The sequence below is a fragment of the Moorena sp. SIOASIH genome (assembly GCF_010671925.1).
Taxonomy (GTDB): domain Bacteria; phylum Cyanobacteriota; class Cyanobacteriia; order Cyanobacteriales; family Coleofasciculaceae; genus Moorena.
The window spans coordinates 231,287-256,104 of the sequence record NZ_JAAHIH010000002.1 but is presented as its reverse complement, the minus strand read 5'-3'; the positions used below and the strand labels follow the sequence as shown (position 1 = coordinate 256,104).

The 24,818-nt window shown below is 43.6% G+C and carries 25 protein-coding genes and 1 pseudogene; 15 read left to right on the top strand and 11 right to left on the bottom strand.

The genetic code is table 11. From position 1 onward, the window contains the following. Positions 1 to 9 precede the first annotated feature (9 nt). The 7 genes from F6J90_RS08840 to F6J90_RS08810 all read left to right on the top strand — a co-directional run bounded on the left by F6J90_RS08840 (position 10) and on the right by F6J90_RS08810 (position 4,924). Entirely contained in the window at positions 10 to 894 is an 885-nt protein-coding gene (locus F6J90_RS08840) for an ABC transporter ATP-binding protein (protein WP_293092177.1), read from the top strand. A 266-nt stretch (positions 895 to 1,160) separates the two neighbouring features. Next, positions 1,161 to 1,604 (top strand): cyanase, encoded by a 444-nt coding sequence (gene cynS, locus F6J90_RS08835; RefSeq protein ID WP_293092175.1) that lies wholly within the window; start codon positions 1,161 to 1,163, stop codon positions 1,602 to 1,604. A 182-nt stretch (positions 1,605 to 1,786) separates the two neighbouring features. Continuing rightward, a complete protein-coding gene (locus F6J90_RS08830; RefSeq protein WP_293092173.1) occupies positions 1,787 to 2,845 on the top strand; it encodes a WD40 repeat domain-containing protein in 1,059 nt (352 codons plus the stop codon). Between the two features lie 5 nt (positions 2,846 to 2,850). Next, entirely contained in the window at positions 2,851 to 3,096 is a 246-nt protein-coding gene (locus F6J90_RS08825; protein WP_293092171.1) for a hypothetical protein, read from the top strand. 201 nt (positions 3,097 to 3,297) lie between these two features. After that, a complete protein-coding gene (locus F6J90_RS08820) occupies positions 3,298 to 4,269 on the top strand; it encodes a GTP-binding protein (protein ID WP_293092169.1) in 972 nt (323 codons plus the stop codon). Positions 4,270 to 4,359: 90 nt separating this feature from the next. Further along, entirely contained in the window at positions 4,360 to 4,500 is a 141-nt protein-coding gene (locus tag F6J90_RS08815) for a hypothetical protein (protein WP_293092167.1), read from the top strand. Then, a complete protein-coding gene (locus F6J90_RS08810; RefSeq protein ID WP_075905743.1) occupies positions 4,490 to 4,924 on the top strand; it encodes a nuclear transport factor 2 family protein in 435 nt (144 codons plus the stop codon). Before F6J90_RS08815 ends, F6J90_RS08810 begins: the two co-directional genes overlap by 11 nt. A 262-nt stretch (positions 4,925 to 5,186) precedes the next feature. Here F6J90_RS08810 and F6J90_RS08805 read toward each other — a convergent pair whose 3' ends face one another. Then, positions 5,187 to 6,080, bottom strand: a complete 894-nt coding sequence (locus F6J90_RS08805) for an Rpn family recombination-promoting nuclease/putative transposase (RefSeq protein WP_293092164.1) — start codon at positions 6,078 to 6,080, stop codon at positions 5,187 to 5,189. A 432-nt stretch (positions 6,081 to 6,512) separates the two neighbouring features. On the opposite strand from F6J90_RS08805, the pseudogene F6J90_RS08800 reads away from it, so the two are divergent. After that, positions 6,513 to 7,401: pseudogene (locus F6J90_RS08800) on the top strand (DUF4351 domain-containing protein). 195 nt (positions 7,402 to 7,596) lie between these two features. On the opposite strand, the gene F6J90_RS08795 reads toward F6J90_RS08800, so the two are convergent. Beyond that, complete coding sequence (locus tag F6J90_RS08795; RefSeq protein ID WP_293092162.1) at positions 7,597 to 10,446, bottom strand: AAA-like domain-containing protein; 2,850 nt, start codon at positions 10,444 to 10,446, stop codon at positions 7,597 to 7,599. Between the two features lie 89 nt (positions 10,447 to 10,535). On the opposite strand from F6J90_RS08795, the gene F6J90_RS08790 reads away from it, so the two are divergent. Then, the gene (locus tag F6J90_RS08790) at positions 10,536 to 10,688 is read left to right on the top strand and encodes a hypothetical protein (RefSeq protein WP_293092160.1); all 153 of its coding nucleotides are present in this window, start codon (positions 10,536 to 10,538) and stop codon (positions 10,686 to 10,688) included. Here F6J90_RS08790 and F6J90_RS08785 read toward each other — a convergent pair. Both F6J90_RS08785 and F6J90_RS08780 read right to left on the bottom strand, forming a co-directional pair. After that, positions 10,671 to 11,978 (bottom strand): AAA-like domain-containing protein, encoded by a 1,308-nt coding sequence (locus tag F6J90_RS08785; protein WP_293092158.1) that lies wholly within the window; start codon positions 11,976 to 11,978, stop codon positions 10,671 to 10,673. The two genes, F6J90_RS08790 and F6J90_RS08785, sit on opposite strands and share 18 nt — an antisense overlap. Before the next feature lie 651 nt (positions 11,979 to 12,629). Further along, positions 12,630 to 12,863, bottom strand: a complete 234-nt coding sequence (locus tag F6J90_RS08780) for a hypothetical protein (protein WP_293092156.1) — start codon at positions 12,861 to 12,863, stop codon at positions 12,630 to 12,632. Between the two features lie 322 nt (positions 12,864 to 13,185). On the opposite strand from F6J90_RS08780, the gene F6J90_RS08775 reads away from it, so the two are divergent. Beyond that, positions 13,186 to 13,569, top strand: coding sequence for a hypothetical protein (locus tag F6J90_RS08775; RefSeq protein WP_293092154.1), 384 nt, complete (start codon positions 13,186 to 13,188; stop codon positions 13,567 to 13,569). A 31-nt stretch (positions 13,570 to 13,600) separates the two neighbouring features. Here F6J90_RS08775 and F6J90_RS08770 read toward each other — a convergent pair whose 3' ends face one another. Continuing rightward, positions 13,601 to 13,744 carry a hypothetical protein gene (locus F6J90_RS08770; RefSeq protein WP_293092152.1) on the bottom strand — a complete coding sequence of 48 codons (144 nt, stop codon included), beginning with the start codon at positions 13,742 to 13,744 and terminating at the stop codon, positions 13,601 to 13,603. A gap of 172 nt (positions 13,745 to 13,916) precedes the next feature. On the opposite strand from F6J90_RS08770, the gene F6J90_RS08765 reads away from it, so the two are divergent. Further along, positions 13,917 to 14,201 (top strand): hypothetical protein, encoded by a 285-nt coding sequence (locus F6J90_RS08765; protein ID WP_293092150.1) that lies wholly within the window; start codon positions 13,917 to 13,919, stop codon positions 14,199 to 14,201. A 73-nt stretch (positions 14,202 to 14,274) separates the two neighbouring features. On the opposite strand, the gene F6J90_RS08760 is transcribed toward F6J90_RS08765, so the two are convergent. After that, on the bottom strand, positions 14,275 to 17,070 hold the full coding sequence (locus F6J90_RS08760) for an AAA-like domain-containing protein (protein WP_293094779.1): 2,796 nt from the start codon (positions 17,068 to 17,070) through the stop codon (positions 14,275 to 14,277). 132 nt (positions 17,071 to 17,202) lie between these two features. On the opposite strand from F6J90_RS08760, the gene F6J90_RS08755 reads away from it, so the two are divergent. Then, positions 17,203 to 17,418 carry a hypothetical protein gene (locus F6J90_RS08755; protein WP_293092148.1) on the top strand — a complete coding sequence of 72 codons (216 nt, stop codon included), beginning with the start codon at positions 17,203 to 17,205 and terminating at the stop codon, positions 17,416 to 17,418. Here the strand turns inward: F6J90_RS08755 and F6J90_RS08750 are convergent. Continuing rightward, positions 17,387 to 18,679 carry an AAA-like domain-containing protein gene (locus tag F6J90_RS08750; RefSeq protein WP_293092146.1) on the bottom strand — a complete coding sequence of 431 codons (1,293 nt, stop codon included), beginning with the start codon at positions 18,677 to 18,679 and terminating at the stop codon, positions 17,387 to 17,389. The two genes, F6J90_RS08755 and F6J90_RS08750, sit on opposite strands and share 32 nt — an antisense overlap. 689 nt (positions 18,680 to 19,368) lie before the next feature. Between F6J90_RS08750 and F6J90_RS43500 the strand changes: the two genes are divergently transcribed. Further along, positions 19,369 to 19,530, top strand: coding sequence for a hypothetical protein (locus F6J90_RS43500; RefSeq protein WP_366513727.1), 162 nt, complete (start codon positions 19,369 to 19,371; stop codon positions 19,528 to 19,530). Here F6J90_RS43500 and F6J90_RS08745 read toward each other — a convergent pair. After that, positions 19,472 to 19,705 (bottom strand): hypothetical protein, encoded by a 234-nt coding sequence (locus F6J90_RS08745; RefSeq protein WP_293092144.1) that lies wholly within the window; start codon positions 19,703 to 19,705, stop codon positions 19,472 to 19,474. The genes F6J90_RS43500 and F6J90_RS08745 overlap by 59 nt on opposite strands. 41 nt (positions 19,706 to 19,746) lie before the next feature. Further along, positions 19,747 to 20,958 carry an AAA-like domain-containing protein gene (locus tag F6J90_RS08740; protein ID WP_293092142.1) on the bottom strand — a complete coding sequence of 404 codons (1,212 nt, stop codon included), beginning with the start codon at positions 20,956 to 20,958 and terminating at the stop codon, positions 19,747 to 19,749. Between the two features lie 546 nt (positions 20,959 to 21,504). On the opposite strand from F6J90_RS08740, the gene F6J90_RS08735 reads away from it, so the two are divergent. Further along, a complete protein-coding gene (locus F6J90_RS08735) occupies positions 21,505 to 22,485 on the top strand; it encodes a PEP-CTERM sorting domain-containing protein (RefSeq protein ID WP_293092140.1) in 981 nt (326 codons plus the stop codon). A gap of 180 nt (positions 22,486 to 22,665) precedes the next feature. On the opposite strand, the gene lexA is transcribed toward F6J90_RS08735, so the two are convergent. Then, positions 22,666 to 23,298, bottom strand: a complete 633-nt coding sequence (gene lexA, locus F6J90_RS08730) for a transcriptional repressor LexA (protein ID WP_293092138.1) — start codon at positions 23,296 to 23,298, stop codon at positions 22,666 to 22,668. Positions 23,299 to 23,440: 142 nt separating this feature from the next. Between lexA and F6J90_RS08725 the strand changes: the two genes are divergently transcribed. Further along, positions 23,441 to 23,776 (top strand): hypothetical protein, encoded by a 336-nt coding sequence (locus tag F6J90_RS08725; protein WP_293094777.1) that lies wholly within the window; start codon positions 23,441 to 23,443, stop codon positions 23,774 to 23,776. Here F6J90_RS08725 and argF read toward each other — a convergent pair. After that, positions 23,754 to 24,674, bottom strand: coding sequence for an ornithine carbamoyltransferase (gene argF / locus F6J90_RS08720; protein ID WP_293092136.1), 921 nt, complete (start codon positions 24,672 to 24,674; stop codon positions 23,754 to 23,756). The genes F6J90_RS08725 and argF overlap by 23 nt on opposite strands. Positions 24,675 to 24,818 lie beyond the last annotated feature (144 nt).

The window sequence follows — 24,818 nt, the reverse complement described above, 5'->3', positions numbered from 1 at the left end:
ATAATTATTATGAGTACTTCTTTTTATTCCAAGGGCCGTAAGGTCATTATAGACAATGACAGTGACGCTCAAATTTCATTACGTCATATTTCAAAAACTTTCCCCGGTAAACATGGTTGGTTTGATAAAATTACTGGCCAATCTTCCCCGGACTTTGTCGCTATCGAAGATATCAATTTAGATATTGAGCACAACACGTTTGTGTCGATCATTGGTCCGTCTGGTTGTGGTAAGTCTACCTTGCTGAATATTATCGCGGGTTTGAGTTCCGCCACCAGTGGCCAAGTGATTATCAATGGGCAACTTGTGACTCAACCAGGACCTGACCGGGGTATGGTCTTTCAAAACTATGCCCTTATGCCTTGGATGACTGTGGAAGGTAATATTAGGTTTGCGGTGGAAACTGTCTATCCTAAAATGTCTGCGAGGGAGCAAAAACGGGTTATTAAGGAAAATATCCAACTAGTGGGTTTAACCGGAGCAGAGAACAAACATCCTCACGAACTATCTGGGGGTATGCGACAACGAGTAGGTATTGCGAGAGCTTTAGCTATTAATCCCCAAATTTTGTTAATGGATGAACCTTTTGGTGCGTTAGATGCTCTGACTAGGGGCTTTTTACAGGATGAAATCGAGCGCATTTGGGAGCAGCAGCGTAAAACTGCCATTATGATTACCCATAGCATTGATGAAGCCCTCCTGTTATCCGATCGGATTGTGATGATGACCAAAGGCCCTGCGGCGCGTATTGATGAAGTGCTTGAAGTGCCTTTCCCCCGTCCGCGCGATCGCACTACCGTTGAGCATCATCCTGCCTATATGGAACTGAAAGAGGAAATGGAAAACCATCTATATCGGGAAACTAGAGCTGTAGAAGAAGCAAGAATTCACTAACTAAAAATCCTCCGTTAGTGTAAAGTAAGCATTCAGCCGTCAGCGGTCAGCCGTCAGCTAAATGCTCACGCTGCTTGAGGTGCTTTCCATAACTCAGATTAAACTAATGATTACCTGTTTTATTCAAAAGCTGTTAGTGTAGCTTGCTCATAGCCCATAAGCACCTCAAGTAGCCTGTCCATCGCCCATAAACTGATAGCTGATAGCTGATAGCTGATAGCTTACAGTGTAAAATACCAACGATTAAAAATCAGGAGACATTAATTATGGCAATTGCAGAAATTACTAAACAGTTGTTAGCCGCAAAAAAAGAAAAAGGACTCACCTTTGAAGATTTGGAAAAAGTTGTAGGTAGGGATGAAACTTGGGTCGCTTCTGTAATCTATCGTCAAGCTAGCGCAGATATGGAGGAAGCCACCAAACTAGTCACCGCTTTGGGTTTACCAGAATCCGTAGCTGAAGAATTAACCGTGCCACCCCTCAAGGGTTCCCTAGACCCTCAAATTCCCACCGATCCTCTAATTTACCGCTTTTACGAAATTATGCAGGTGTATGGTATGCCTGTTAAAGCGGTGGTCCATGAGAAGTTTGGGGATGGGATTATGAGTGCTATTGATTTTTCCATAGAAGTAGAGAAAGTGGAAGACCCGAAAGGCGATCGCGTACAAATCATCATGTGTGGTAAATTCCTACCCTACAAAAAGTGGTAGCTTAGGATGATTGATTATGTCGGGGTGAAAGGTAAGTTATCCCGACTACAAGGTTATTAACTACTAGTCACTACCATTACGAAAGCAGAGATGTCATGCAAAAGACGTGATCGACCACTCCGATTGGAATCGTTTTCTTGACCTCGGCAATTACAGGCTAGCCAAACGTTACTAGGGAATCAGTGTCCACTAAATCCAAAACCACGAACACATTAAAACAGTTAGATAAACGGCAATTGTCTGAGTACATCAGAGCCTTAGTTTGGTCAAACCAAGGTAATTATCTAGCTATTGTTACTGCTGCAGGAGAACTGGCTTTATGGCAACAGGGTAATTTGGAAATTTTGACACCCAGTCATGACTATTCCCTAGACTGTGTGGGCTTTTCCCAAGATGGCAATTATCTAGGGACTGCTGGACAGCAAGGCAAGGTTAGGATCTGGCAATTGGGGGTCAATTCCCCCAACTTTAAGCCCATTACAACCCTGGATCAGGGCAACGCTTGGATTGACTCCCTCGGTTGGCATCCCCAAAAAAATCTATTAGCCTTTGCGGTCAATCGCCAGGTTAAGGTTTGGGATGTTGACCAAGGGCAACTAATGGCAGAGTTAAACTTTGCAGACTCATCAGTTTTCAATATAGCTTGGCATCCCCAGGGTAAATTCCTAGCTGCTAGTGGCCATGGTAGTGTTAAAGTCTGGAACATTGACAACTGGTCAGAGCCACCAGAAAAGCTTGAAGTTCCTGGAGCTAGTCTAGACTGTGCTTGGTCATCCAATGATGACTATCTTGCTTCAGGTAATCTAGACCGCACTATTTCCTTACTTCACTGGGGTAATCCTCACCCCTGGTTAATGCAGGGATTTCCCGGCAAAGTCAGTAAAGTTGTTTGGTCAAATACTTCTGATCCAGTTTTAGCTGCGTCTTGTCAAGATGCGGTAATTGTGTGGCAGTTTAACAACGAAATCAAGAACTGGCAAAATCGTGTGTTACAACATGACCAAGCCATACAAGCCATCACCTTTGCCCCCAATTCATCCCTACTAGTTTCCGCTAGTAATGATGGCGGTATTCAACTATGGTCAAGGGCTAAAAAGCTTACTAAAATAGTTAGCGGAAAAATAAAATTTTCTTGTTTAGCTTGGAACCCTACTGGAGACTATTTAGCTGCCGGAGGGCAAAATGGTGAAGTAATAATTTGGCAAAATTCTATTTCCAGTTCCAGTCGGGGATTTGGTTAATAACAATGAATTTATTTCAAACCTCTAAGTCTAAAACTAATTCAGCTAAAATTATGGAAATCAAAAACTGGGTTTATCAGCACTTGGCAATAGATCCGGAAATACCTATTTCTGTTAGTCAGTTACAATGCCATGAACCAGATTGCCCTCCTTTAGAAACCGTCATTGCCATCATGAGAACACCTCCGCAACAATATAAGATTCATCAATCCATAGAAGAAATTCAGGAACTAGACATTAAACAACTGTAAGCTATCAGCTATCAGCTATCAGCTATCAGCTAATGCTTCACAGGCTAGAAGCCTGTGCCACGAAGGAGGTTTATTTTAAACTGTTCCCGTAGCATGAGCTAAAAGCTGACGGCTGACCACTGACGGCTGTTCGCGCAGCGTGCGCGTAGCGCATATGCTTACCAAAAACTTTAGACAACTAATTAATTAGACTAAAAATCCATGGTTGCAACTAATGTAAATAACGCTATTCCCGTCACGGTTTTAACTGGCTATTTAGGAGCCGGAAAAACTACCTTACTCAACCATATCTTGACCTACGAGCATGGTAAAAAAGTAGCCGTAATTGTTAATGAGTTTGGGGAAGTTGGTATTGATAATAAGTTAGTGATAGATGCCGATGAAGAAATCTTTGAAATGAATAACGGTTGTATTTGCTGTACCGTGCGAGGAGATTTAATTAGAATCATTGGTAACTTGATGCGGAGACGGGATAAGTTTGACCATTTAGTAATTGAAACCACTGGGCTTGCTGATCCTGCTCCCGTAATTCAAACGTTTTTTGTGGATGAAGAGATTCAAACCCAGTTAGACCTTGATGCCGTGGTAACGGTAGTTGATGCTAAGCATATTTTAGAGCACTGGGATAGTGATGAAGCCCAGGAACAAATTGCTTTTGCTAACGTGATTTTGCTCAATAAAATTGATTTAGTAGAACCTCAACAACTAGAGGAATTAGAGCAAAAAATCAAAGCCATGAATGGTTTAGTAAAAATTTATCGTACCCAAAACTCAGAAGTTGAGATGGATTCAGTGTTAGGGGTGCGGGCTTTTGACCTTAAACAAGCTCTAGACATTGACCCGGACTTATTAGGAGAAGATGCTCATGAACATGATGAATCAGTTTTTTCCTTTGCCATTGTAGAATCAGGAGCAGTAGATTTTGAAAAATTAAACACATGGCTAACGGAATTATTACAGACCCAAGGCCAAAATATTTTCAGAATGAAAGGTATCCTTAATGTGATGGGAGAAGATAATCGATTTGTCTTCCAGGGAGTACATATGATTTTTGATGGTCGTCCCGATCGTCCTTGGAAACCAGAAGAAACCAGAAAAAATGAGTTAGTCTTTATTGGTCGCAATCTTGATGAAAACCAATTTCGTCAAGATTTCCAAGCCTGTCTTGTTTAGAGTCTATGTAAGAATTGAGCTATCAGCTATCAGCGATCAGCTATCAGCGATCAGCGATCAGCGTTTTTCATAACTATCAGGTACACAGGATTGTTTTCCCTCTTACCTACTCCCTACTCCCTACTCCCTACTCCCTACTCCCTACTCCCTACTCCCTGCTCCCTAAAAGCCCAGAATTTGTACCTCATCGAATTGCAAACTGCCGTAACTATTACTATTTATGGAAACTAAACCACCCCTACCTCCTTTTACCTTAGAAAGTGCAACCGCTAAGGTCCAAGCTGCTGAAGATGCCTGGAATACCCGCAATCCCGAGAAAGTTGCTCTCGCTTATACCATTGATTCCGAATGGCGCAATCGTGCCGAATTTATTAGTGGTCGAGAGGAAATTATTGCGTTTCTGAAGCGCAAATGGGCAAAAGAATTAGATTATCGCCTGAGAAAACGACTTTGGAGTTTTATGGATAATCGCATCTCCGTTTGCTTTGAATATGAATGGCATGATGATTCTGGGTTTTGGTATCGAGCGTATGGTAATGAAAACTGGGAATTTGCTGAAAATGGTTTAATGAAGAGACGGGAAGCTAGTATTAATGATGTACCTATTAAAGAGTCTGAAAGAAAATTTTTGTGGGAACGGTCTGTAATTTCGTGACAGACGTAGGGTGTGTTAGGGACGGGCTCGCACTGATTTTCCGCCTCGTAGTGTTGGGATAGCCCGGCCCGTAACGCACCGCCAGTGTTGGAACCGCCCTTCCGAAAATTGCCACAGGCTGGAAGCCTGTTCCACGCCTGATGGCCGTTACACCCACCGGGTCAAACAGCATGGATTGAGATGCACCCCATCACAGGCTGGAAGCCTGTGCCACAAAGTTCTCGAAGCCTGTGCCACGGAATTGCCGATTTTTCTTACTCTCTTAGGACAACTGATTAATGTCATCCACACTCAACTCCGTATATTGAGCAATATCCTTCAGGGGTAACCCTGCTGCTTTCATCTTTTTAGCAACCTGCTGTTTTGCTTCAAGTTTGCCTTCTTCTATAGCAGCTTGTTTTAGACCTTCAAGTCTACCTTGTTTGAAACCTTCCTGAATACAGGTTTCGACAACACTGTACATATCCCGGTAGACCTTCAGGCTATCATAGTACAGGGCTTGCTCTTTTGGTGAGAAATTGGCAATATCGGCCACTTCAAAGAGCTGGGCAAACACATCTTCTGGCAAGGATTCAGGGGGAGCCTTAAATTCAGCGAGATGCTTCAATAAAAATAACCACTTGTCAAAATGGGTTTCTAATTGATCAAGCGATTTAGTAAATTTCGGTAGTTCAATATAAATGGATGTCAACTTATTATATAACAGTTCACAGTGGTGATTGTTTAGCTCTACTACATGCAACAGTTCTGGATTGTCCTTATGGTCATTAAAAATAAAATCCAGAATACCAACGGTGTAGACTGCGGTTAGCTGATCATCCCAATTTCCCAGTTGCGCCTGTTCTTGGATGGGAAACGTGCCATAGTAGACACTGGGATCTTTGAAAAAATTATGGTCTGCTTTTTGGATTTCCACCATGAACCGTTCACCGGTTGTGCTCTGACAATAACTATCAAAAATGGCTCTTCTGTTCACTAAGGTGTTGCCAAAGAACTCGGGAGTCTTAATGGTGACATCCTGAATCTGATGGTGGGCAGGTAACAGAGTATTCAAGAAGTCGATCAACAGTGCTTTGTTGGAATCAGTGCCAAACACCCGCTTAAAGCCGAAATCCGTAAGCAGGTGAATATATTTATCTCGCCAGGGGAACACCATATCAAAAAGCCTAAATAAAGGGTAAGCTATCAGCTATTAGCTTATGGGCTATGGGGATGGTTGAGGAAAAAACTGTTTTGAATAAAATTTGAGTTAAGTCAGCCGAGCAACACGGATCCCCCTCCCGATTGTAGCGAAAAAACTCTTAAAGTTATTCACTAAATTTCGAATAATATTCTGACTAATAACTGTGATAGAATTGAATAATATTAACCAATAATAACCATAATTTTGGCGATGTTTTATACCCCGAAATACCGTTAATAATTGTCGGAGTTTACTGGGTATTTCAAGAGTTAGTTAAATTTCCGATGTACCTTACCCTGACTTTATGGAAGATGATTTGGGATAGGTTCGAGTGGTCGAATTTGTGGCTCTTAACCCTCTTTTCGATTAGTTAACCAGAATTGACTTAGTTATCTTTTATATGTAATGACTTACGACAGTACTCTCAAATATTTAGTTGAACAATATCCCCAAGCCTTTACCAGCTGGTTGTGGAACCAGCAACCAACACAGGATATCGAAATTCTTAACACCGAATTAAGCACAGAACCAATTCGCGCAGATGCCTTGTTTTTTGTGCGAGTTGCTGATGCTATTTTGCATTTGGAATTTCAAACTCTACCCCAATCTGAACCTCCGTTACCCCTGCGGATGCTTGATTATTGGGTCAGGTTATATCGTCAGTATCGCTGTGATAGCGATGCAGCGCGGTCTTGGGGGTTTCCCCCATGAGCGACTGCATCAAGACATTGAGCAGGTAATAATATTCCTGAAACCAACCCGATTAGCCGGAGTATTTGTCAATCAATTTACCGAGAGGAACCTATCCTTCCGCTACCGGGTGATTCGGATTTGGGAATGTGATCCACAACCATTACTTACCACCCCAGGGTTACTACCGTTGGCCGTGTTAGCACAAACTGAAGTGCCAGAAACCTTGCTATCCCAAGTAGCAGCCAGAATCGATATGATTGAAGATAGACAACAGCAGCGTAACCTATCTGCTTGCGTGCAACTGTTGGCTGGGGTGAAATTTGATGAGCAGTTAATTCAAGCCTATTTTAGGGAGGATATGATGCAAGAGTCAGTAGTTTATCAACGAATTATTCGCCAAGGATTAGAACAGGGCAAGCGGAATGAGGTTAAGTTAATTATCCGTCAAATTAACCGTCGCCTAGGTCACCTTAATCCCCAATTACAAAATCAAATTGAGGAATTATCCTTTGACCAGTTAGAAGATTTAGGAGAAGCGTTGTTAGATTTTGAAACCGAAGTGGATTTGACCAATTGGTTGAACCAGTTAACGGATAAGTAAAATCCGGTTAGGTGTCGCACTCAAAAGCCGTGCTATCAAGACCTGATCGAGTGGGTTCTGAACCTCACCGTCGAGTATTTGAATATAAACCTTGAGTCTCTGGACCTTGTGGACGAGTATCTAGACTTCGACGGTGAGTATTTGAATACTGTTGTTGAGCCTCTGAGCCTCGTGAACAAACCTATTCCCTATTCCCTATTCCCTATTCCCTGTTCCCTTTTCCCTTTGGCATACCCATAACTTCTCTTTAGCGTCAGGATGCCTAACAAAATAATCTTCCAGCAAGTCACAGCCCCGACGCAGCAGCTCACCTAAACTTTCAACCTTCCAAATTCTGACAGTGCGGTCATCTGAAGCAGTGGCCAGCTTTTGTCCATCCAGGCTGAAGGCTAAACTTGATACCCAGTCCTGATGCCCTGTGAGCACGGCGATTTGATTGCCCTTTGTGTCCCAAATTCTGACAGTTTTGTCCTCTGAAGCAGTGGCCAGCCTCTTTCCATCCGGGCTGAAGGCTACACTATCTACCCTGTCCTGATGCCCTTTGAGCACGGCTCTTTCATTGCCCTTTGTGTCCCAAATTCTGACAGTTTTGTCCTCTGAAGCCGTGGCCAGCCACTTTCCATCCCGGCTGAAGGTTACACTTGATACCCTGTCCTGATGCCCTGTGAGCAGGGCTAATTGATTGCCCTGGTTGTCCCAAATTCTGGCAGTTTTCTCCGATGAAGAAGCAGTGGCCAGCCTCTCTCCATCCCAGCTGAAGGCTACACTATCTACCCTGTCCTGATGCCCTCTGAGCACGGCTAATTGATTGCCCTTTGTGTCCCAAATTATGGCGGTGTTGTCGGATGAAGCCGTGGCCAGCCTCTTTCCATCCCAGCTGAAGGTTACACTTAATACCGAGTCCTGATGCCCTGTGAGCACGGCTAATTGATTGCCCTGGTTGTCCCAAATTCTGGCAGTTTTCTCCGATGAAGAAGCAGTGGCCAGCCTCTCTCCATCCGGGCTGAATGCTACACGATCTACCGGGTCCTGATGCCAGGTGACCACGCCGATTTGATTGCCCTGGTTGTCCCAAATTCTGGCCGTGTTGTCATCTGAAGCAGTGGCCAGCCTCTGTCCATCCGGGCTGAAGGCTAAACTTGATACCCTGTCCTGATGCCCTGTGAGCACGGCGATTTGATTGCCCTGGTTGTCCCAAATTCTGGCCGTGTTGTCATCTGAAGCAGTGGCCAGCCTCTTTCCATCCGGGCTGAAGGCTAAACTTGATACCCTGTCCTGATGCCCTCTGAGCACAACAGCCCGTTCTCGGAATTTACTAATACTCTGCTGGAGGGCATTTAGAGGACTAGTAGCAGGATATTTATCGAGGGGGCGACCATCTTTAACGATATTAAATAGGTCTTGCCCAGTCTCCATTGCCTCATACAAAAGCGTTTCCTCTCTTGTACTGGTGCCGTCGTAAACATTATCCGGTAACTGTCCTAAAATACGACGCCCTTTTTGTTCTAGTCGCGTGGCTAATTTGGCTTGCTGTATTTCTTGTCTAGCCTTGATACCAGTCACTATAGCAACAATTAAAAACAAACCCAGTACAATTCCCCCTCTGCGTATGGTTCCCTTGGCTTTCCCTTGAGCCTTGGCTAATGTTTTACTAGCCTCTTTCTCAGCCGCCAAAGCCTTTTGCACTTCTCCCTTGTCTAAAACCTGACTAGCTCTTAAGAACTGGGAATCCAAATCGCTTAAGGCTTTTCCCCTAGACCATTGTTCCGCCTGCTCTAATGCTTGCCCCCGCAACAGTCGAGATTCATCCTTACACCCAGAATCAACCCAAGCGGTAAACGCCTCAGAGTAGGGACGTAGTCTGGCCAATTCTTTCTTGACCCAATCAGGTCCGAAAACCTCCCCATAAATCCGGTTGTTAACCTCCAAACAGCCATGACGCTCAACCACCAACCCCGATAGCCTTAATTCCGTCTGTTCCTCAGTCCCATCAGCAGCTAGACTACCGTGATCCAACACTTGCTGATACAAACCCAACAGCCTACTACCAGCCCGTTGCTCATTTGTGAGGATGCGATCGCGTATAGTCTTCAAATGCTCCGGTTCATCCTGGGTTTCCCAATTTTCTATGATCTGGGTACGCACTATCTGTGCTACGGAAAGACTATTTCCCGATTCCGAAGTCTCCACCACCAAACGACACACCCGCTGGGTCAGAAACGGTTGTCCCCCCGTCCAGTTTACTATCTCACCTAAAATCTGTTCAGGATTATCTACCTTACCTACCAAACCGGGAAGCAAAGGCGGTTTGGCCTCCTCAACGGTAAACCCAGTCAACTGAATACCCCGACCAATATTAAACGGGGTGCACTGTTTATCCTGAATTAACTCTGATGGCGTTGCCACCCCCAGCAAACAAAAGGTTAGACGATTGTAGGCTGGATTTTCGGCTCTTTGATTGTAACAGGCCCTAATTAAGGCAAAGAAATCATCTTTAAACTTAACTTGAATAATACTATCAATTTCATCCAGAAAAATAACAATTGGTTCACTGATTTCTTTTAGGATAACCGACTCAATAAACTCATCTAACCACTGCACTGGCGAGAATACATCACGCTCTTTTAACCAAGGGATTACCTTGATTTTTTCCTTCAATTTCAAACTCTTGGCAAGACTTCTAATCAAACTGCCATACCACTGCTGGGACGTTAATTGATTGCCAATCGTTGTAACATCAATAGAGGCACAAGCTACTCCCGCCTTTGTTAGCTTTTCCATGGTTCGTACCCGCAAACTGGACTTACCCATCTGTCGGGAATTCAGCACATAACAAAACTCCCCAGCCATCAATGCCTGAAAAAGCTCGTGATCTGCTTGTCGGGTCACATAAGTGGGTTGATCGTGAGGTAAACTACCCCCAACTTTGTAGACTGTTGATTGTTGATTGGTCATTACAGCGGTTTGCAATTCGGTAAGGTACAAATTTCTGGGTTTTAGGGAGCAGGGAGTAGGGAGTAGGGAGCAGTGAGAAGAGTGTACCAAGTGTGGGAAGTCTGGGAAGTCTGGGAAGTCTGGCGAGATAGGATAGAGAACAAGTAGTTTTCAATAATTAGGTATAGTTAAAGATAGTTTTGCTCATTGTTATCGTACTTATTGCTATGTTGATAATAATGATATTACCCCTACTCCCTACTCCCTACTCCCTACTCCCTACTCCCTACTCCCTACTCCCTACTCCCTACTCCCTACTCCCTACTCCCTACTCCCTACTCCCTACTCCCTAAAATGCGATCGCTAAAATACTGACGATACAAATTACATCTCAAACTACAATCATTACCATGGCGTTGCACTAGTTCAATACTTTCCAAATTGCGAGTGATATTAGTATCTAGGCGCACTGGGTTGGTTGTACTAACTAATAGTTTAACCGCTTCCAGCAATTGGGGATGCTCTTCAATACTAGTTAAGAGTGAGAGCAGATGAATGCGATAAATTCCTGCTTCTGTGGGAGCTGAATCCAAAAAGTCATCCAGTAATTTATCCAGGGTTTTATCTGCTGCTTGGTGATTCTTCAGATAATCAAAAGCTTGGGACAATAAATAAGGATGTCCCCCCACCATTGTCATCAGTTTCGTTACTGAATCCACAGATAACGTCAACCCATAACTCTCGGCAAAGCGTTTTACCTGCTGAGCATCAAACTCTAGTAAATCTATAGGTAATCCGACATTAAACGGTGACTGATTGATATCTAAAGTAATGTAAAATTCCGTGGCATGACCCACCACCAACCGCAGTTTTTTTAAACTCTCGTCAAACTGGCCTGTCTCATGCCAACTACGGAGCAAAGTCAGAAACCCTTCAGCAATCTCTTGATGGTGAAACACTCGATCAAGGTTATCCAAGCACAAGAGTAACGGACTTTTTAAAGAGTCTAACAAATACTCTTCAAAGTAGGTGGTGCAGTTTTCTACACTGGTAAAAAAACTATCATCCCAATAGGTCTGTAACTGATTAGACAATTTCAGTTTTCTACCAACTTGCAAACAAAACGACTTTAAAAATATATCTAAATTAGTAAAATGGAGATGATTCATATTTAAATAAACCTTTCCATAACCCTGTTTTTTCCCATGGGCGATAATCTTATGAATCAGTAAGGTTTTGCCCATCAGTTTCGGGGCTTTAATCCGAATTAACGCTGCTGGTTTAACAATTTCCTGATAACAACGAGCTTCAATGGGTGGGCGCTCAATATATATCTCTTGATCAGCTCTAGGTCTAGGGGATGACAACCCGTAATTTTTTAATGCTTGTTCAGCCACTAACTCAGGCTTATAGGTATTAACGATTTCAACTATTTCCCAACGACAATCATGACCATTAGCTTCAATATCAAAGTCTCGGTAGATTTTAGAAATATGCTGTCTTACACTAGATTTATCATAGACTTTTAGCACCTTGTCTCTGATTTCTTGATCTGTCTTGCCGCCCACCACCGCCTCCAACACTTGTCGCCTTTTCCAAGGCATGTTTCTATATTTGTCTTCAAAGGCTTCTTTACTAATCATAGGCGATCGCTGCTTGTGCCCTAGGTAGTCCTATAGTTATTTTAAAGTATTGTTGATGATTTCATCAAGATTGAGACAATAATTTCACAAGTTTTTTTTTTAGTAGTGAAAAAATAATCACAAAGATATTTTTGACCTTCACTAATGTGAAGAGGTGAAGAGCCGTGAACTAACGTGAAGTTTTTTTGTAAGCTATCAGCTAATGCGCTACGCGCACGCTTCTTGAGGTGCTATCAGCGATCAGTTATCAGTTATCAGCTTTCAGCTTATGCGCTACTTGAGGTGCTTTCAGTCAAAGGCCAAGGGCTGACCGCTGACGGCTGACTGCTGACGGCTAACTGCTTACCAATAAAAAAAATCGGTCAAGTTTTGGTTAACCAATTCTTGACCGAATTCTATTATATAAGCCATTACAAGTACAGCTGAGCTGATCAGCTATCAGCCATCAGTTATCAGTTATCAGCTTATGGGTTAGGTCACAGGCTAGAAGCCTGTGCCACAAAGCTGACCGCTGACCACTTACCACTTACCACTTACCACTTACCTCAGCCACTGATCCAAAACAACAACATCCTAACTCAGTAAACTAACCTCCACAAAACAAGTTTCACTGATGGTCGCCAGGGGGTCAAACCCTGGCAAATTACTATCCTAGTCTACGTAGAAATAGCGAATCAAGCTGGTCATAATCTCACCAGGATTCCCCGTAGGCTCGGGAGTGCTCCACTCGTTGGGATAGGCGTATTTAAGGCCATAAAGGGCAATAATTGTCTTCCAAACTTTTTCAGGAGAACCAATTAACAAGTGCTTGACTTTCTTAGGTTTGCGACCAGGGTTTTCTGGGGTGTTCTTGTCATCGGAGTTAGGCGGAATGTTGTTGGTCATGAATCGTGACTCGTGTAAATGGTTTATATTATAAATATATTTATAAATTAATCTAATGTCAAGGTATTTAGAGATTTTTTTTTCTTACGAAATATGGAGAGTGTGGAGAGTGAAATAAATCGTAGGGTGGGCAGTGCTTCCTAGAAAATTTTAAGCTTGCTTGTAGTCAGTTAAATCGGCACTGCCCACCAACAGAAAATTAATTGTAAAATAGATTAAAATAAATCGTAGGGTGGGCAGTGCTTCCTAGAAAATTTTAAGATTGTAGTCAGTTAAATGGGCACTGCCCACCAACAGAAAATTAATTGTAAAATAGAGTAAAATGAATCCTATGGTGGGCAGTAATCATACCTTATCCAAAGCTTACCATCGGGATTATACTTACTGCCCACCCTACATCAACTACTCTTTATACTTAACCAAATTTAAAACTGCTGTAATGAAACAAACCCACTATCTAACCACCACTGTTCAACAAGGCAACCGCCTTGAGATTTCCCTTCCCAATTTACCGGTAGGACAAACCATAGAAGTTATTTTAATCGTACCTAAAACTACACAAAATCAGTCGATTGAACGGCAAGATTTTCAACAACTTACCCTAGAAGAACGTCGTCGCCTTTTAGCCCAACAAGCAGAAGCAATGAAAGACTATTATCAAGAAAATGAAGAATGGAAAGATTGGATAAATTTTGATAACGAGTAAGTCTATAGGTTTTAATTCGGGGAGGTATAGATTACTGGCTTTTAGGGAACAGGGAACAGGGAACAGGGAACAGGGAACAGGGAACAGGGAACAGGGAAAAAATCCTGTGTACCTGATAGTTATGAAAAACGCTGTATAATTGAAAGCGATCGCTGAGATTTCCACCTCGATCCACAGTTTCACGATTTTTTGTAAAGCAGTGAAACAATAATCACGATATATTATTCCAGTTTAACAATAGTAAAAACCGTGAATAAGGTGAAATTTGAATCACAACTTAACTATTAGTAATTTATTGAGCCTAAGTTGTAAATAAGAGCGTTACTGAACTCAAGGCTGAATAAATTATGTCTCAAGCAAACAAAGAATTTGACCCAGAAACCCGCTTCTTGAACGAGCGCATTCGTCAAGCCAAGCTTTCCTTTAACTTGCTGGTCGGGGCTACAATTCTAAGCGGGATTGTAGGTCTAGCAGGGGCAGGATTATTAATCTCCAAACAGCTATCTGATGGAATAGTTACTACCAGTGTGGGATTAGCATCGAATATTGCTTTTGTTAAGCTAGCTAAAGATGCCAATGACCGGCTAGACGAAGCGATTAGAGAGGCAGAAGAGGAAGATGAGAATATATAGCATTTCTCAAATTATTAAGTAGTTTGGTACTAGTGCAAGATCTAATTATTGCCTATTACCTATTGCCTATTGCCTATTCCTGGCATACCCATAACTTCTCTTTAGCCTCAGGATTCCTAACAAAGTAATCTTCCAGCAAGTCACAGCCCCGACGCAGGAGCTCACCTAAACTTTCGACCTTCCAAATTCTGACAGTGCGATCGAATGAAGCAGTGGCAAGCCTCTGTCCGCAAGGGCTGAATACTACACTCGTTACCCAGCCCTGATGTCCTTTGAGCAGGGCTAATTGATTCCCCTGTAAGTCCCAAATTCTGGCAGTGCCGTCCTCTGAAGCAGTGGCCAGCTTCTGTCGATCGGGGCTGAATGCTACACTCGTTACCCAGCCCTGATGTCCTTTGAGCATGGCTAATTGATTCCCCTGTAAGTCCCAAATTCTGGCAGTGCCGTCCTCTGAAGCAGTGGCCAGCTTCTGTCGATCGGGGCTGAATGCTACACTCGTTACCCAGCCCTGATGTCCTTTGAGCATGGCTAATTGATTCCCCTGTAAGTCCCAAATTCTGGCAGTGCCGTCCTCTGAAGCAGTGGCCAGCTTCTGTCCACAACAGCTGAATGCTACACTCGTTACCGCACCCTGATGCCCTGTAAGCACAGCTAATTCATTTCCCTGTAAGTCCCAAATTCTGGCAGTGCCGTCCTCTGAAGCAGTGGCCAGCTTCTGTCCACAACAGCTGAATGCTACACTTGTGACCCAGCCCTGATGCCCTGTGAGCACGGCTAATTGATTTCCCTGTAAGTCCCAAATTCTGGCAGTGTTGTCGAATGAAGCAGTGGCAAGCTTCTGTCGATCAGGGCTGAATTTTAGACTTCTTACCACGCGCTGATGCCCTGTGAGCATGGCTAATTGATTTCCCTTTTTGTCCCAAATTCTGGCAGTGTTGTCCCATGAAGCAGTGGCCAGCCTCTGTCCGCAAGGGCTGAATTCTACATGCGTTACCCTGTCCTGATGCCCTGTGAGCACGGCTAATTGATTGCCCTTTTTGTCCCAAATTCTGGCAGTGCCGTCCTTTGAAGCAGTGGCCAGCTTCTGTCCACAACGGCTGAATGCTACACTCGTTACCCAGCGCTGATGCCCTGTGAGCACGGCTAATTGATTGCCCTTTTTGTCCCAAATTCTGGCAGTGCCGTCCTTTGAAGCAGTGGCCAGCTTCTGTCCACAACAGCTGAATGCTAAACTCGTTACCCTGTCCTGATGCCCTTTGAGTTTAGCCCGTTCTCGGAATTTACTAATACTCTGCTGGAGGGCATATACAGGACTGATAGCAGGATATTGCTCCAGGGGGCGACCATCTTTAACGATATTAAATAGTGAGTCCCCAGTCTCTACTGCCTCATACAAAAGCTTTTCCTCTTCTATACTGGTGCCGTAGTAAACATTATCCTGTAACTGTCTTAGAATACTAAGCCCTTGCCGTTCTAGTCGGGTGCCTAATTTGGCTTCTGCAAGTTGCTGTCTTGCATCAGTTAGCAACGCTTCTGCTTCCTGTTTGGCCTTGGCTAATATGTCACTAGCCTCTTTCACAGCCGCCAAAGCCTTTCGCAATTCTCGGTTTTGTAAATCCTGGCTAGCATCTAAAAACTCACGATCCAAATCGCTCAAGCTTTTACCCCTAGCCCAATCCCGAGCCTCCTCTAATGCTTTCCCGCGCAACAATCGAGAGTCATCTGTACCCCCAGAATCAACCCAAGCCGTAAAAGCCTCAGAGTACGGGCGCAGTCTGGCCAATTCTGTCTTGACCCAATCAGGTCCGAAAACCTCACCATAAATCCGGTTGTTAACCTCCAAACAGCCATGGCGCTGAACCACCAGCCCCGAGAGCCTTAATTCCGTCTGTTCCTCACTCCCATCAGCAGCTAGACAACCGTGATCCAATACTTGCTGATACAAACTCAGTAAGCTACCAGCCCGTTGCTCATTTCTGAGGATGCGATCGCGTATAGTCTTCAAATGCTCTGGTTGATCCTGGGCTTCCCAATTGTCAATAATCTGCCTACGCACCACCTGTTCCACGGAAAGACTATTTCCCGATTCCCAGGTCTGGACCACCAAACGACACACGCGCTGAGTCAGAAACGGTTGTCCCCCCGTCCAGTTTACTATCTCACCTAACACCTGTTCAGGATTATCCACCTGGCCTACCAAACCCGGAACCAAAGGCGGTTTGGCCTCCTCAAAGGTAAACCCAGTCAACTGAATATCCCGACCTATATTAAACGGGGTGCGTTGTTTATCCTGAATTAAATCTGCGGGAGTTGCCACCCCCAGCAAACAAAAAGTCAGACGAGTGTAGGCTGGATTTTCGGCTCTTTTATTGTAACAAGCCCTAATTAACGCAAAGAAATCATCTTTAAACTTAACTTTAATAAGACTGTCAATTTCATCAATAAAAATAACAATCTTTCCCGGAATACTGGTTAACACTATCTGCTCAATAAACTTACTTAAGCACAAGACGGGGGAGATTTGAGCACGCTCGTCTAACCAACGTTGATCATCAAATTTTCCTGATAGCTCCAAATCATCGAACAGTAAAGTCATCAAACTTTCATACCACATCGACACGGGGATTTGTTCTTTCCCAATCACTGTAAGATCGATAGAAGCGCAAGCAAATCCCTCTTGTTTTAAGCGTTTTATCGTTCGTACCCGCAAACTAGACTTACCCATCTGTCGGGAATTCAGCACATAACAAAACTCCCCAGCCATCAATGCCTGATAAAGCTCGTGATCAGCTTGTCGCGTCACATAAGTGGGTTCATCTTGAGGTAAACTACCCCCAACTCTATAGACTATTGATTGTTGATTGGTCATTACAGCAGTTTGCCATTCGGTGAGGTACAAATTTTTGGGTTTTAGGGAGTAGGGAGCAGGGAGTAGGGAGCAGGGAATAGGGAATAGGGAACAGGCAATAGGCATGCTAGCAATAGGCAATAGACAATAGGCATGCTAGCAATAGTGAAAAAATCCTGTGTACCTGATAGTTATGAAAAAGGCTGTAAAGGTTTTTTGCTCATTGTTATCGTACTTCTTGCTCTGTTGATAATAATGATATTCCCCCTACTCCCTGCTCCCTACTCCCTACTCCCTACTCCCTGCTCCCTGCTCCCTACTCCCTACTCCCTACTCCCTACTCCCTGCTCCCTAAAATGCGATCGCTAAAATACTGACGATACAAATTAGATATCAAACTACAATCATTGCCATGGCGTTGCAGCAGTCCCATACTTTCCAACTTGCGAGTGATAGTAGCATCCAGGCGCACCGGATTGGTTGTACTAACTAATAATTTAACAGCGTCCAGTAATTCGGGATACTCTTGAATACTAGTTAAGAGTTGACGGAGATGACTGCTATAAATTCCGGCTTCTGTGGGGGCATTAGCCAAAAGGGTATCCAGTGTGTTGTCTACTGCTTGGTGATTCTTGAGATGATCAAACGCTTGGGACAATAAAAAAGGATGTCCCCCCACCATACCCATCAGTTTCGTTACTGAATCCCCAGACAAATTCAAACCATAAGCCTGAGCAAAGCTCTTAACCTGCTGAGCATCAAACTCTAGTAAATCTATAGGTAATCCTACATTAAACGGCGACTGGTCGTTAGGTAACGTAACGTAAACTTCCGTGGCATAAACCACAATCAACCGTAGTTTTTGCCAAATCTCTTTACTATTAGCATCTTCATGGAAACTTCGGAGCAAAGTCAGAAACCCTTCAGCAACCTTTTGATGAGGAAACACTTGCTCTACTTTATCCAAACACAAAACTACCGGACTCTCTAAAGACGCTAACAAATACTGCTCGAAGTATCGTTTGCAGTTTACCTTGCTGACTAAAGTCTCGTTCCAATAACTGTCCAACTGCTCCGACAATCCCAAGTTATCACCAACCCGCACACAAAAAGACTGTAAAAATTTATCTAACTTACTGAAAGGTAGCTCATGCATGTTTAAATAAACCCTTTTATAACCCAGTTCTTCGCCATGAGCGAGAATCTGATGACTCAGTAACGTTTTGCCCATCAGTTTCGGTGCTTTAATGCAAATTAACGCTCCAACTCTGACAATTTCCTGATAACAACGAGCTTCAATCGGTGGGCGCTCAATGTAAATCTTTTGAGCAGCTCCAGATCGAGACGATGACAACCCGTAATGTATTAATACTTGTTCAGCCACTAACTCAGGCTTATAGATATTAAAGAGTTTAACCAATTCACAACGAGAAGACGAACGATTAGCTGGAATCTCAAAGTCTTTATAGATTTGGGAGAGATGCTTTCTTACCGTAGATATATCAGAGACACCTAGCACCTCGTCTTTGATTGCTTCATCTGTCTTGCCACCCACCATCGCCTCCAACACTCGTCTCCTTTTCCGAGGCATGTTCCTATATTTTTCCTCGAAGGCTTCTTTACTAATCATTGGCGATCGCTCCTTGTATCCTGACTATCCCTCTTGTAAGTTGAGATTTTAATTTATTAGTCGATCAAGATTGAGACAATAGTTTCACGAATTTTTATGAAGCAGTGAAAAAATTATCACGGAGATACTCTTCGAGCTTCACCAATATGAAAAACTGTGAAATAACGTGAAAGTTTACCCACAAATCCCGACCGGTAGTTTTGAGAGCCTATAGTTTAAGTAGAATGGGATTTACCCAACCCAAAAGCATTTTTTCATACTAAACAATGATGTCTAAACAAAACAAGACAATTTGACCGGTAAACCAGCTTATTGAACTGAAGTTCCCCCAAAATTTGAAATACTCGAAACCTCAATCCCTTGCTCTGTGGTCTTCCTAGGCTATTGAACGGGGGAACTTCAGTCTTGAACGAGCGCATTCGTCAAGCCAAGCTTTCTTTTAACGTAAGCATTCAGCCGTCAGCTATCAGCCGTCAGCTTTGTGGCACAGGCTTAATGTTTGTGGCACAGGCTTCGACCCTGTGACCTAACTTAGATTAAACGTTCGCCTAGGGTGGCCATTCCCGTAGCGTGGCCACAGGCCTTGGCCAAAGCTTACCTCTTTTATTCAAAAACTGACGGCATTAGGCTGATAGCTGAATGCTTACCCTTTAACTTGCTTGTCGTGCGCTACAATTCTAAGCGCAATTGTGGGTTTAGCAGGGGCAGGATTATTAATTTTCAAACAGTCATCTCAAGGAGCTGTTACTACGGGCTTGGGATTAGCATCGAATATTGCTTTTGTTAAGCTTGCTAAAGATGCCAATGACCGGCTAGATGAAGCGATTGAAGATGAGGATGAAGAGTCGTAGGAATCGGGAATCGGGAATCGGGAATCGGGAATCGGGAATCGGGAACAGGGAACAGGGAAAAAATCCTGTTGACCTCATAGCTATCAAAACAGTTATAGCTTGACCCATGATACCTAATACCTAATCTCCCCATCTCCCCACACTTCCCACACTTCCTATCTCCCCATCTCCCCATCTCCCTATCTCCCTATCTCCCCACACCTTTATGATGGCTATTCAAGCGGACTTGATATAACGTGTCTGTTGGGCAAAGACTGTATAGAGTTGTCGATTCTCTTGACGGTTCAAGAATTGCCCACCCATATGTTCCCCATAAACTGTCTCTTGAGTAGCAGACTTAGGCAAAAACTGCTCTAGAGTGAGATCTTGAGAATAAATCTGGTGTAGTGCTGTGCGCACCAGATAGGGATAGCCACCGACTACAGACATCAGCTGTGCCACTTGATCAGCATCCCAATTCAGTCCATAACACCGTGCCAAATCCTGTACTTGTTCCTGATTAAACTCAGGTAAAGCAATGGGCAGCCCCACATTAAAGGATTCATGGAGATTGAGCCAAGCATCATCTTCTGTGGCATAGACAACCACTAACCTAAGGTTTTGCCAAATATAGCTCCTACTATCTCCATACTTAGCTTTCTCATACCAGGTGCGCAGCAAACTAAAAAACTCTGAGGCGATTTCCGGGTATTGAAACAGCATATCCACCTCATCTAAGCCCAGTACCAGTGGACTATCAACTTCAGCTTCAGCCAACAGATAGTTTTCAAAGTAGTCGGTGGTGTTAGATTTGCTGCCCAGAACCTCATCCCAATAATCCGCCAACTGATTCGACAACCCCAGACTTTTCCCAACGCTGGCACAGAACCACTGTAATAATTTATCCAGGCTAGTGAAGACCTCTCGATTAGCTAGTTTAAAGTTGAGAGTGACTGTGGTATTTCCCTGCCATCGTGCCTGGTCTAGAATCCTGGCCATCAGGGAGGTTTTGCCCATTTGCCTGGGAGCATAAATCCGAATCAAGGCTCCGGGTTGCAAAATAGCATCATATGAGCATGCTTCGATGGGGGCACGCTCTACATAAAAAGGGGAATCTAGAGGAACTTGACCTCCGGGTAATTCCAGGATTGGGGAGCTTGAGATTCTACGGTTGCTCTCCGGTTGCGAATCTTTTGCGATACGTTTGAGAACGACCTGAACGTTTTTTTTGTTGACCTTTGTCCCCAATACCTTAGAGAGCAAGTGCCATAATTTGGCACCAACTGTCTTGACATGGGCACTAGAAAAACAGTAAGTTTCCGCAATCTGATCATAAGTGTAATTTTCCCAAACTCCCTGCAATACATCAATTTGGACTTTATCCAAATGCTGGTCAGTTTTCGCAAACACCAAGGATTGCAAAAGTTCGATCGCTTCGTCAATATGCATTATTTTTTTGTTTAAATTGCTAAAAAAAGTAAACGTATGTCAACTAAAAAAAAACATTAACTATACGTTGGTAAACTATCAGCGAATGCACTACGTGCAGGCTACCCGAACAACCTTTGAATAAAACTAGTAAGGATTGGTTTAATATCTGTTACGTCAGCACCTGAAGTAGCGTAAACCTTTTGCTGAACGCTGTTCGCGTAGGGTGAGCGAATGGCTCACGGCTGAATGCGTAGATACCTTGAATACTTTGATTATAGAAAAAAAATCGAATGAATAGTGAAGTTTTAGGCTAATAATCCGCAACTTTAATAAAAATTCATAAAAACAGCCTACTTTTTTATCGATAATTCATAAATTAACCGATTCCTTGACAACCCCTTGATAAACATCGATTAGTTTTTTACAAGTTGTTTATCAAACTGATACCTGAATCATCCTACTTTTTACTACTGCCATTTTTGCCATTGTTATTTAAGTTAGAAGTAATCAAATATTTCAAAACAAATAACTCAATAAATACTTTAGTTTGGCGGTAGTAAGATTATGGCTAATTCCCCTCTCATCACCAAGTCATCAATGGCTATGACAATCGCCGGTTCTATTGTTAAGAAGTCAGGCTTTTTACTGGGTGCTACAAGCATGATGTTGCTGTCCCTAGGAACTGCCTCAGCCCAAGCTTTTACTCTTAGCAATGGTTCCCTAGAAGTCACAATTCGAGAAGACAACGGTGCTATTGATACTGTCTTATTTGACAAGATGTCAATCTTTCCTAGTGATTTTTTTAACCCAGGAAATCCTGTCTCCAACTTTGGTTTTATGAACGGGACAAACACATCTACTTTTGTCAGAAACACCACATCAGGTACCACCGAACAAGCAGTAAGTGTTAATAGCAGCAGTGACTATGTGTCCGTGACAGGAACATACACTCTAGGGGGTGCTAATGTCGATTTTACCCGCACCTATTCCCTGGTTCCGGATTTGAACGTGTTGAGCATCTCAACTGAATTTATTAACAATGGCTCAGAGGTAGCGCTGCGTTATTTTGACACGCTTGATCCAGACCAGGGTGTTGCTCAAGGAAACGGCACCGGCACTTTCAATGATGTGTTGTCACTCTCAACCGATGCTGGATTGGGAAAAGTCGGTCAAGCCACAGAAACAGATGGTCTTACGGTAGTCTTGGGGTCAGTAGACCCTGATGTAACTGTTGCTTCTGGTAATCCTTTTCAGATATTGGATGGTTTGAGTTTAAACAATTTCTTTAATGCTCCATTTGATGGTAATGGCGCTTTTGCAGACCAGGGAACACATATTGGTCTTGAATTACTTCTTGCTGCTGGAGATAATGGTTCTTTTAAATACCATCAAGCTTATGGACCATCAATAACGCAGGCTCAGGAGGAGTTCATCCTGGCAAATTCCATTGATGTCCCTGAACCGGCTTCGGTTTTAGGTCTACTAGCAGTAAGTGCAATCGGTGCTGGTTCAACACTAAAGCGCAAAGAGGCCATGAAAGGGTAGAATATAGCCTTAGCTAATATCGGTTATTGTCACTATTCCCTCAAATCAGCCTAATTTGATTAGGATACAACTATGATATGACCCAATTTAAGAAAATCACATCCGCCTGAGTATTACTGATGGGAGAGCGATAGCTAAGAATTACCAAGATGCTTCGCTCTCCTTATTGTTATGGTATGGCTAATGTATCGCTGCAGCTGTTAAATTCTGCTCATATCCCCGCCAGACACCAACTAATACTCCTTGAACCTGGACATGTTTTGCCATCACTTCTATGGGGTGGTACTTAGCATTAGAGGGTTTAAGAGTAACTTTCTTACCCTTACGATAGAAACGTTTCAAGGTAGTACCATGTCCATCCACCCGTGCCGCTACAATTAGACCATTCTTGATGTCATCGGGATCAGGCACTGGTCGCATAATCACCACATCCCCTTCTGCAATTAAGTCTTCGATCATGCTGTCTCCAGTAACCCGCAGAGCAAAGTTACCTGGTTGGTGGAAGAAGCCAGATATATTCAACTCCTCAACTGTGTCGGTGAAAGGTTCCACTAAACCCCCGGCTGCGATCGCGCCTAATACAGGAACTCCCAAATTAGAATGCCGCAGCAGCCTAATCGTCCGGGCTTTTCCTTCCGTCCAATCAATATATCCCTTACTACGCAAATGTTCCAGCCTACTCTGAATCGGTGCTGGTGAGCGCAAATTCATTGCTCTCATCATTTGCCGGATCGAAGGGGCATGGTGTGACACCCGAATATAATTAACCAGCCAATCGTAGAGTTCTTGTTGAGCAGATGTGAGGTTTTCCATAAGACTCTTGACAAAAAATGGTCGTTCTTAGTAATTGCTCTATAGAACATTGGTACTATCAACTATTGTCATTTGTCCAGAGTATTGTTCGAGGCTGAAGGGTGGGAAGTGTGGGGAGATGGGGAGATGGGGAGATGGGGAGATGGGGAGATGGGGAGAGGGTGGGGAGATGAGGAGATGGGGAGATGAGGAGATGGGAAGATGGGGAGATGGGGAGATGGGGAGAGGAGGGAGTGATAGGGTTTTTCATAGCTATGAGGTACACAGGATTTTTTTCCTGTTCCCTCTTTTCCCCTCCTGGGAGGGGTTAGGGGTGGGTTCCTGTTCCCTATTCCCTATTCCCTGTTCCCTATTCCCTGTTCCCTATTCCCTATTCCCTATTCCCTATTCCCTATTCCCTATTCCCTATTCCCTATTCCCTACTCCCTACTCCCTACTCCCTACTCCCTTACGATTCAATCAACCCCTAAAAGACTGACCAGTAAGGCTTTTTGGGCATGTAAACGGTTTTCGGCCTGGTCCCAAACACGCGATCGCGAGCCTTCGATTACCTGGTCTGTAATTTCTTCCCCCCGGTGAGCGGGTAAACAGTGGAGTACGATTGCTGATGGGTCGGCATGGTCTAACAACTGTTGATTAACTTGATAAGGCTTAAAAATTGGAATTCGCTCCTCAGCTGAGGCTTCCTGACCCATACTTGCCCAAACATCAGTATAAATTACTTGAGATTCCTTGGCCGCAGCTACTGGGTCATCGGTAATCATTACTTCTGTGCGGCTACCTGCGGTTTTCAGGGCAAGCTCACAAATGGCACTATCAGGTTGATAAGCTGGTGGTGTGGCGACTCTGACATTTATTCCCATTAGAGCGCAGCCCAACATTAGTGAATGAGCGACATTATTACCGTCCCCAACATAAGTCAATGTCAAACCAGCCAGTGTTCCAAAGCATTCCTGAATAGTTAACAAATCGGCTAAAATCTGACAGGGATGCTCCCAATCAGTCAAAGCATTAATAATTGGAATCTTGGCATATTCGGCAAAGATTTCCAACTGTTTTTGCTCAAAGGTACGAATTGCTAGAATATCCAAGTACCGATCTAACACTCGGGCTGTATCTACTACCGGTTCTCCACGACCAACTTGGGTGACATTGGGATTTAAGTCAATCACCTGACCCCCTAGTTGGTACATAGCTACGGAAAAACTGACCCGTGTTCGTGTGGAAGCCTTATAAAACAATAATCCCAAAACCTTATTGCACCTAGGATTCCACTGAGCGTTTTTTAACTTAGTGGCTTTATCCAATAGTTCCTGAATTTGACTAGCACTGAGGTCTGCTAAGCCTAGAAAATCGCGTCCTTTTAACGTATTCATGTTCTGTATTCAATGAGTAAACTAGTTTACCCTAGCCACAGTGCTACACACAATTGCCCAGAAAACAAAGTGTACTCTTTTCCTGGAATGAGCACCTTATAGCTCCCCAGTTTTTGTTAAGATGCACCATCTTAAGACGCTATC

What these genes read in the sequence shown, in the direction of transcription:
- F6J90_RS08780 (WP_293092156.1), bottom strand. Translation starts at nt 12,863, where the DNA reads ATGACCAACAACATTCCGCCTAACTCCGATGACAAGAACACCCCAGAA.
- F6J90_RS08805 (WP_293092164.1), bottom strand. Translation starts at nt 6,080, where the DNA reads ATGGTGTTCCCCTGGCGAGATAAATATATTCACCTGCTTACGGATTTC.
- F6J90_RS08735 (WP_293092140.1), top strand. Translation starts at nt 21,505, where the DNA reads ATGGCTAATTCCCCTCTCATCACCAAGTCATCAATGGCTATGACAATC.
- F6J90_RS08775 (WP_293092154.1), top strand. Translation starts at nt 13,186, where the DNA reads ATGAATCCTATGGTGGGCAGTAATCATACCTTATCCAAAGCTTACCAT.
- F6J90_RS08840 (WP_293092177.1), top strand. Translation starts at nt 10, where the DNA reads ATGAGTACTTCTTTTTATTCCAAGGGCCGTAAGGTCATTATAGACAAT.
- F6J90_RS08785 (WP_293092158.1), bottom strand. Translation starts at nt 11,978, where the DNA reads ATGATTAGTAAAGAAGCCTTTGAAGACAAATATAGAAACATGCCTTGG.
- F6J90_RS08725 (WP_293094777.1), top strand. Translation starts at nt 23,441, where the DNA reads ATGGGGAGATGGGGAGAGGGTGGGGAGATGAGGAGATGGGGAGATGAG.
- F6J90_RS08745 (WP_293092144.1), bottom strand. Translation starts at nt 19,705, where the DNA reads ATGGGGAGATGGGGAGATAGGAAGTGTGGGAAGTGTGGGGAGATGGGG.
- cynS (WP_293092175.1), top strand. Translation starts at nt 1,161, where the DNA reads ATGGCAATTGCAGAAATTACTAAACAGTTGTTAGCCGCAAAAAAAGAA.
- lexA (WP_293092138.1), bottom strand. Translation starts at nt 23,298, where the DNA reads ATGGAAAACCTCACATCTGCTCAACAAGAACTCTACGATTGGCTGGTT.
- F6J90_RS08820 (WP_293092169.1), top strand. Translation starts at nt 3,298, where the DNA reads ATGGTTGCAACTAATGTAAATAACGCTATTCCCGTCACGGTTTTAACT.
- argF (WP_293092136.1), bottom strand. Translation starts at nt 24,674, where the DNA reads ATGAATACGTTAAAAGGACGCGATTTTCTAGGCTTAGCAGACCTCAGT.
- F6J90_RS08760 (WP_293094779.1), bottom strand. Translation starts at nt 17,070, where the DNA reads ATGACCAATCAACAATCAATAGTCTATAGAGTTGGGGGTAGTTTACCT.
- F6J90_RS08810 (WP_075905743.1), top strand. Translation starts at nt 4,490, where the DNA reads ATGGAAACTAAACCACCCCTACCTCCTTTTACCTTAGAAAGTGCAACC.
- F6J90_RS08825 (WP_293092171.1), top strand. Translation starts at nt 2,851, where the DNA reads ATGAATTTATTTCAAACCTCTAAGTCTAAAACTAATTCAGCTAAAATT.
- F6J90_RS08740 (WP_293092142.1), bottom strand. Translation starts at nt 20,958, where the DNA reads ATGCATATTGACGAAGCGATCGAACTTTTGCAATCCTTGGTGTTTGCG.
- F6J90_RS08765 (WP_293092150.1), top strand. Translation starts at nt 13,917, where the DNA reads ATGTCTCAAGCAAACAAAGAATTTGACCCAGAAACCCGCTTCTTGAAC.
- F6J90_RS08750 (WP_293092146.1), bottom strand. Translation starts at nt 18,679, where the DNA reads ATGATTAGTAAAGAAGCCTTCGAGGAAAAATATAGGAACATGCCTCGG.
- F6J90_RS08755 (WP_293092148.1), top strand. Translation starts at nt 17,203, where the DNA reads ATGCTAGCAATAGTGAAAAAATCCTGTGTACCTGATAGTTATGAAAAA.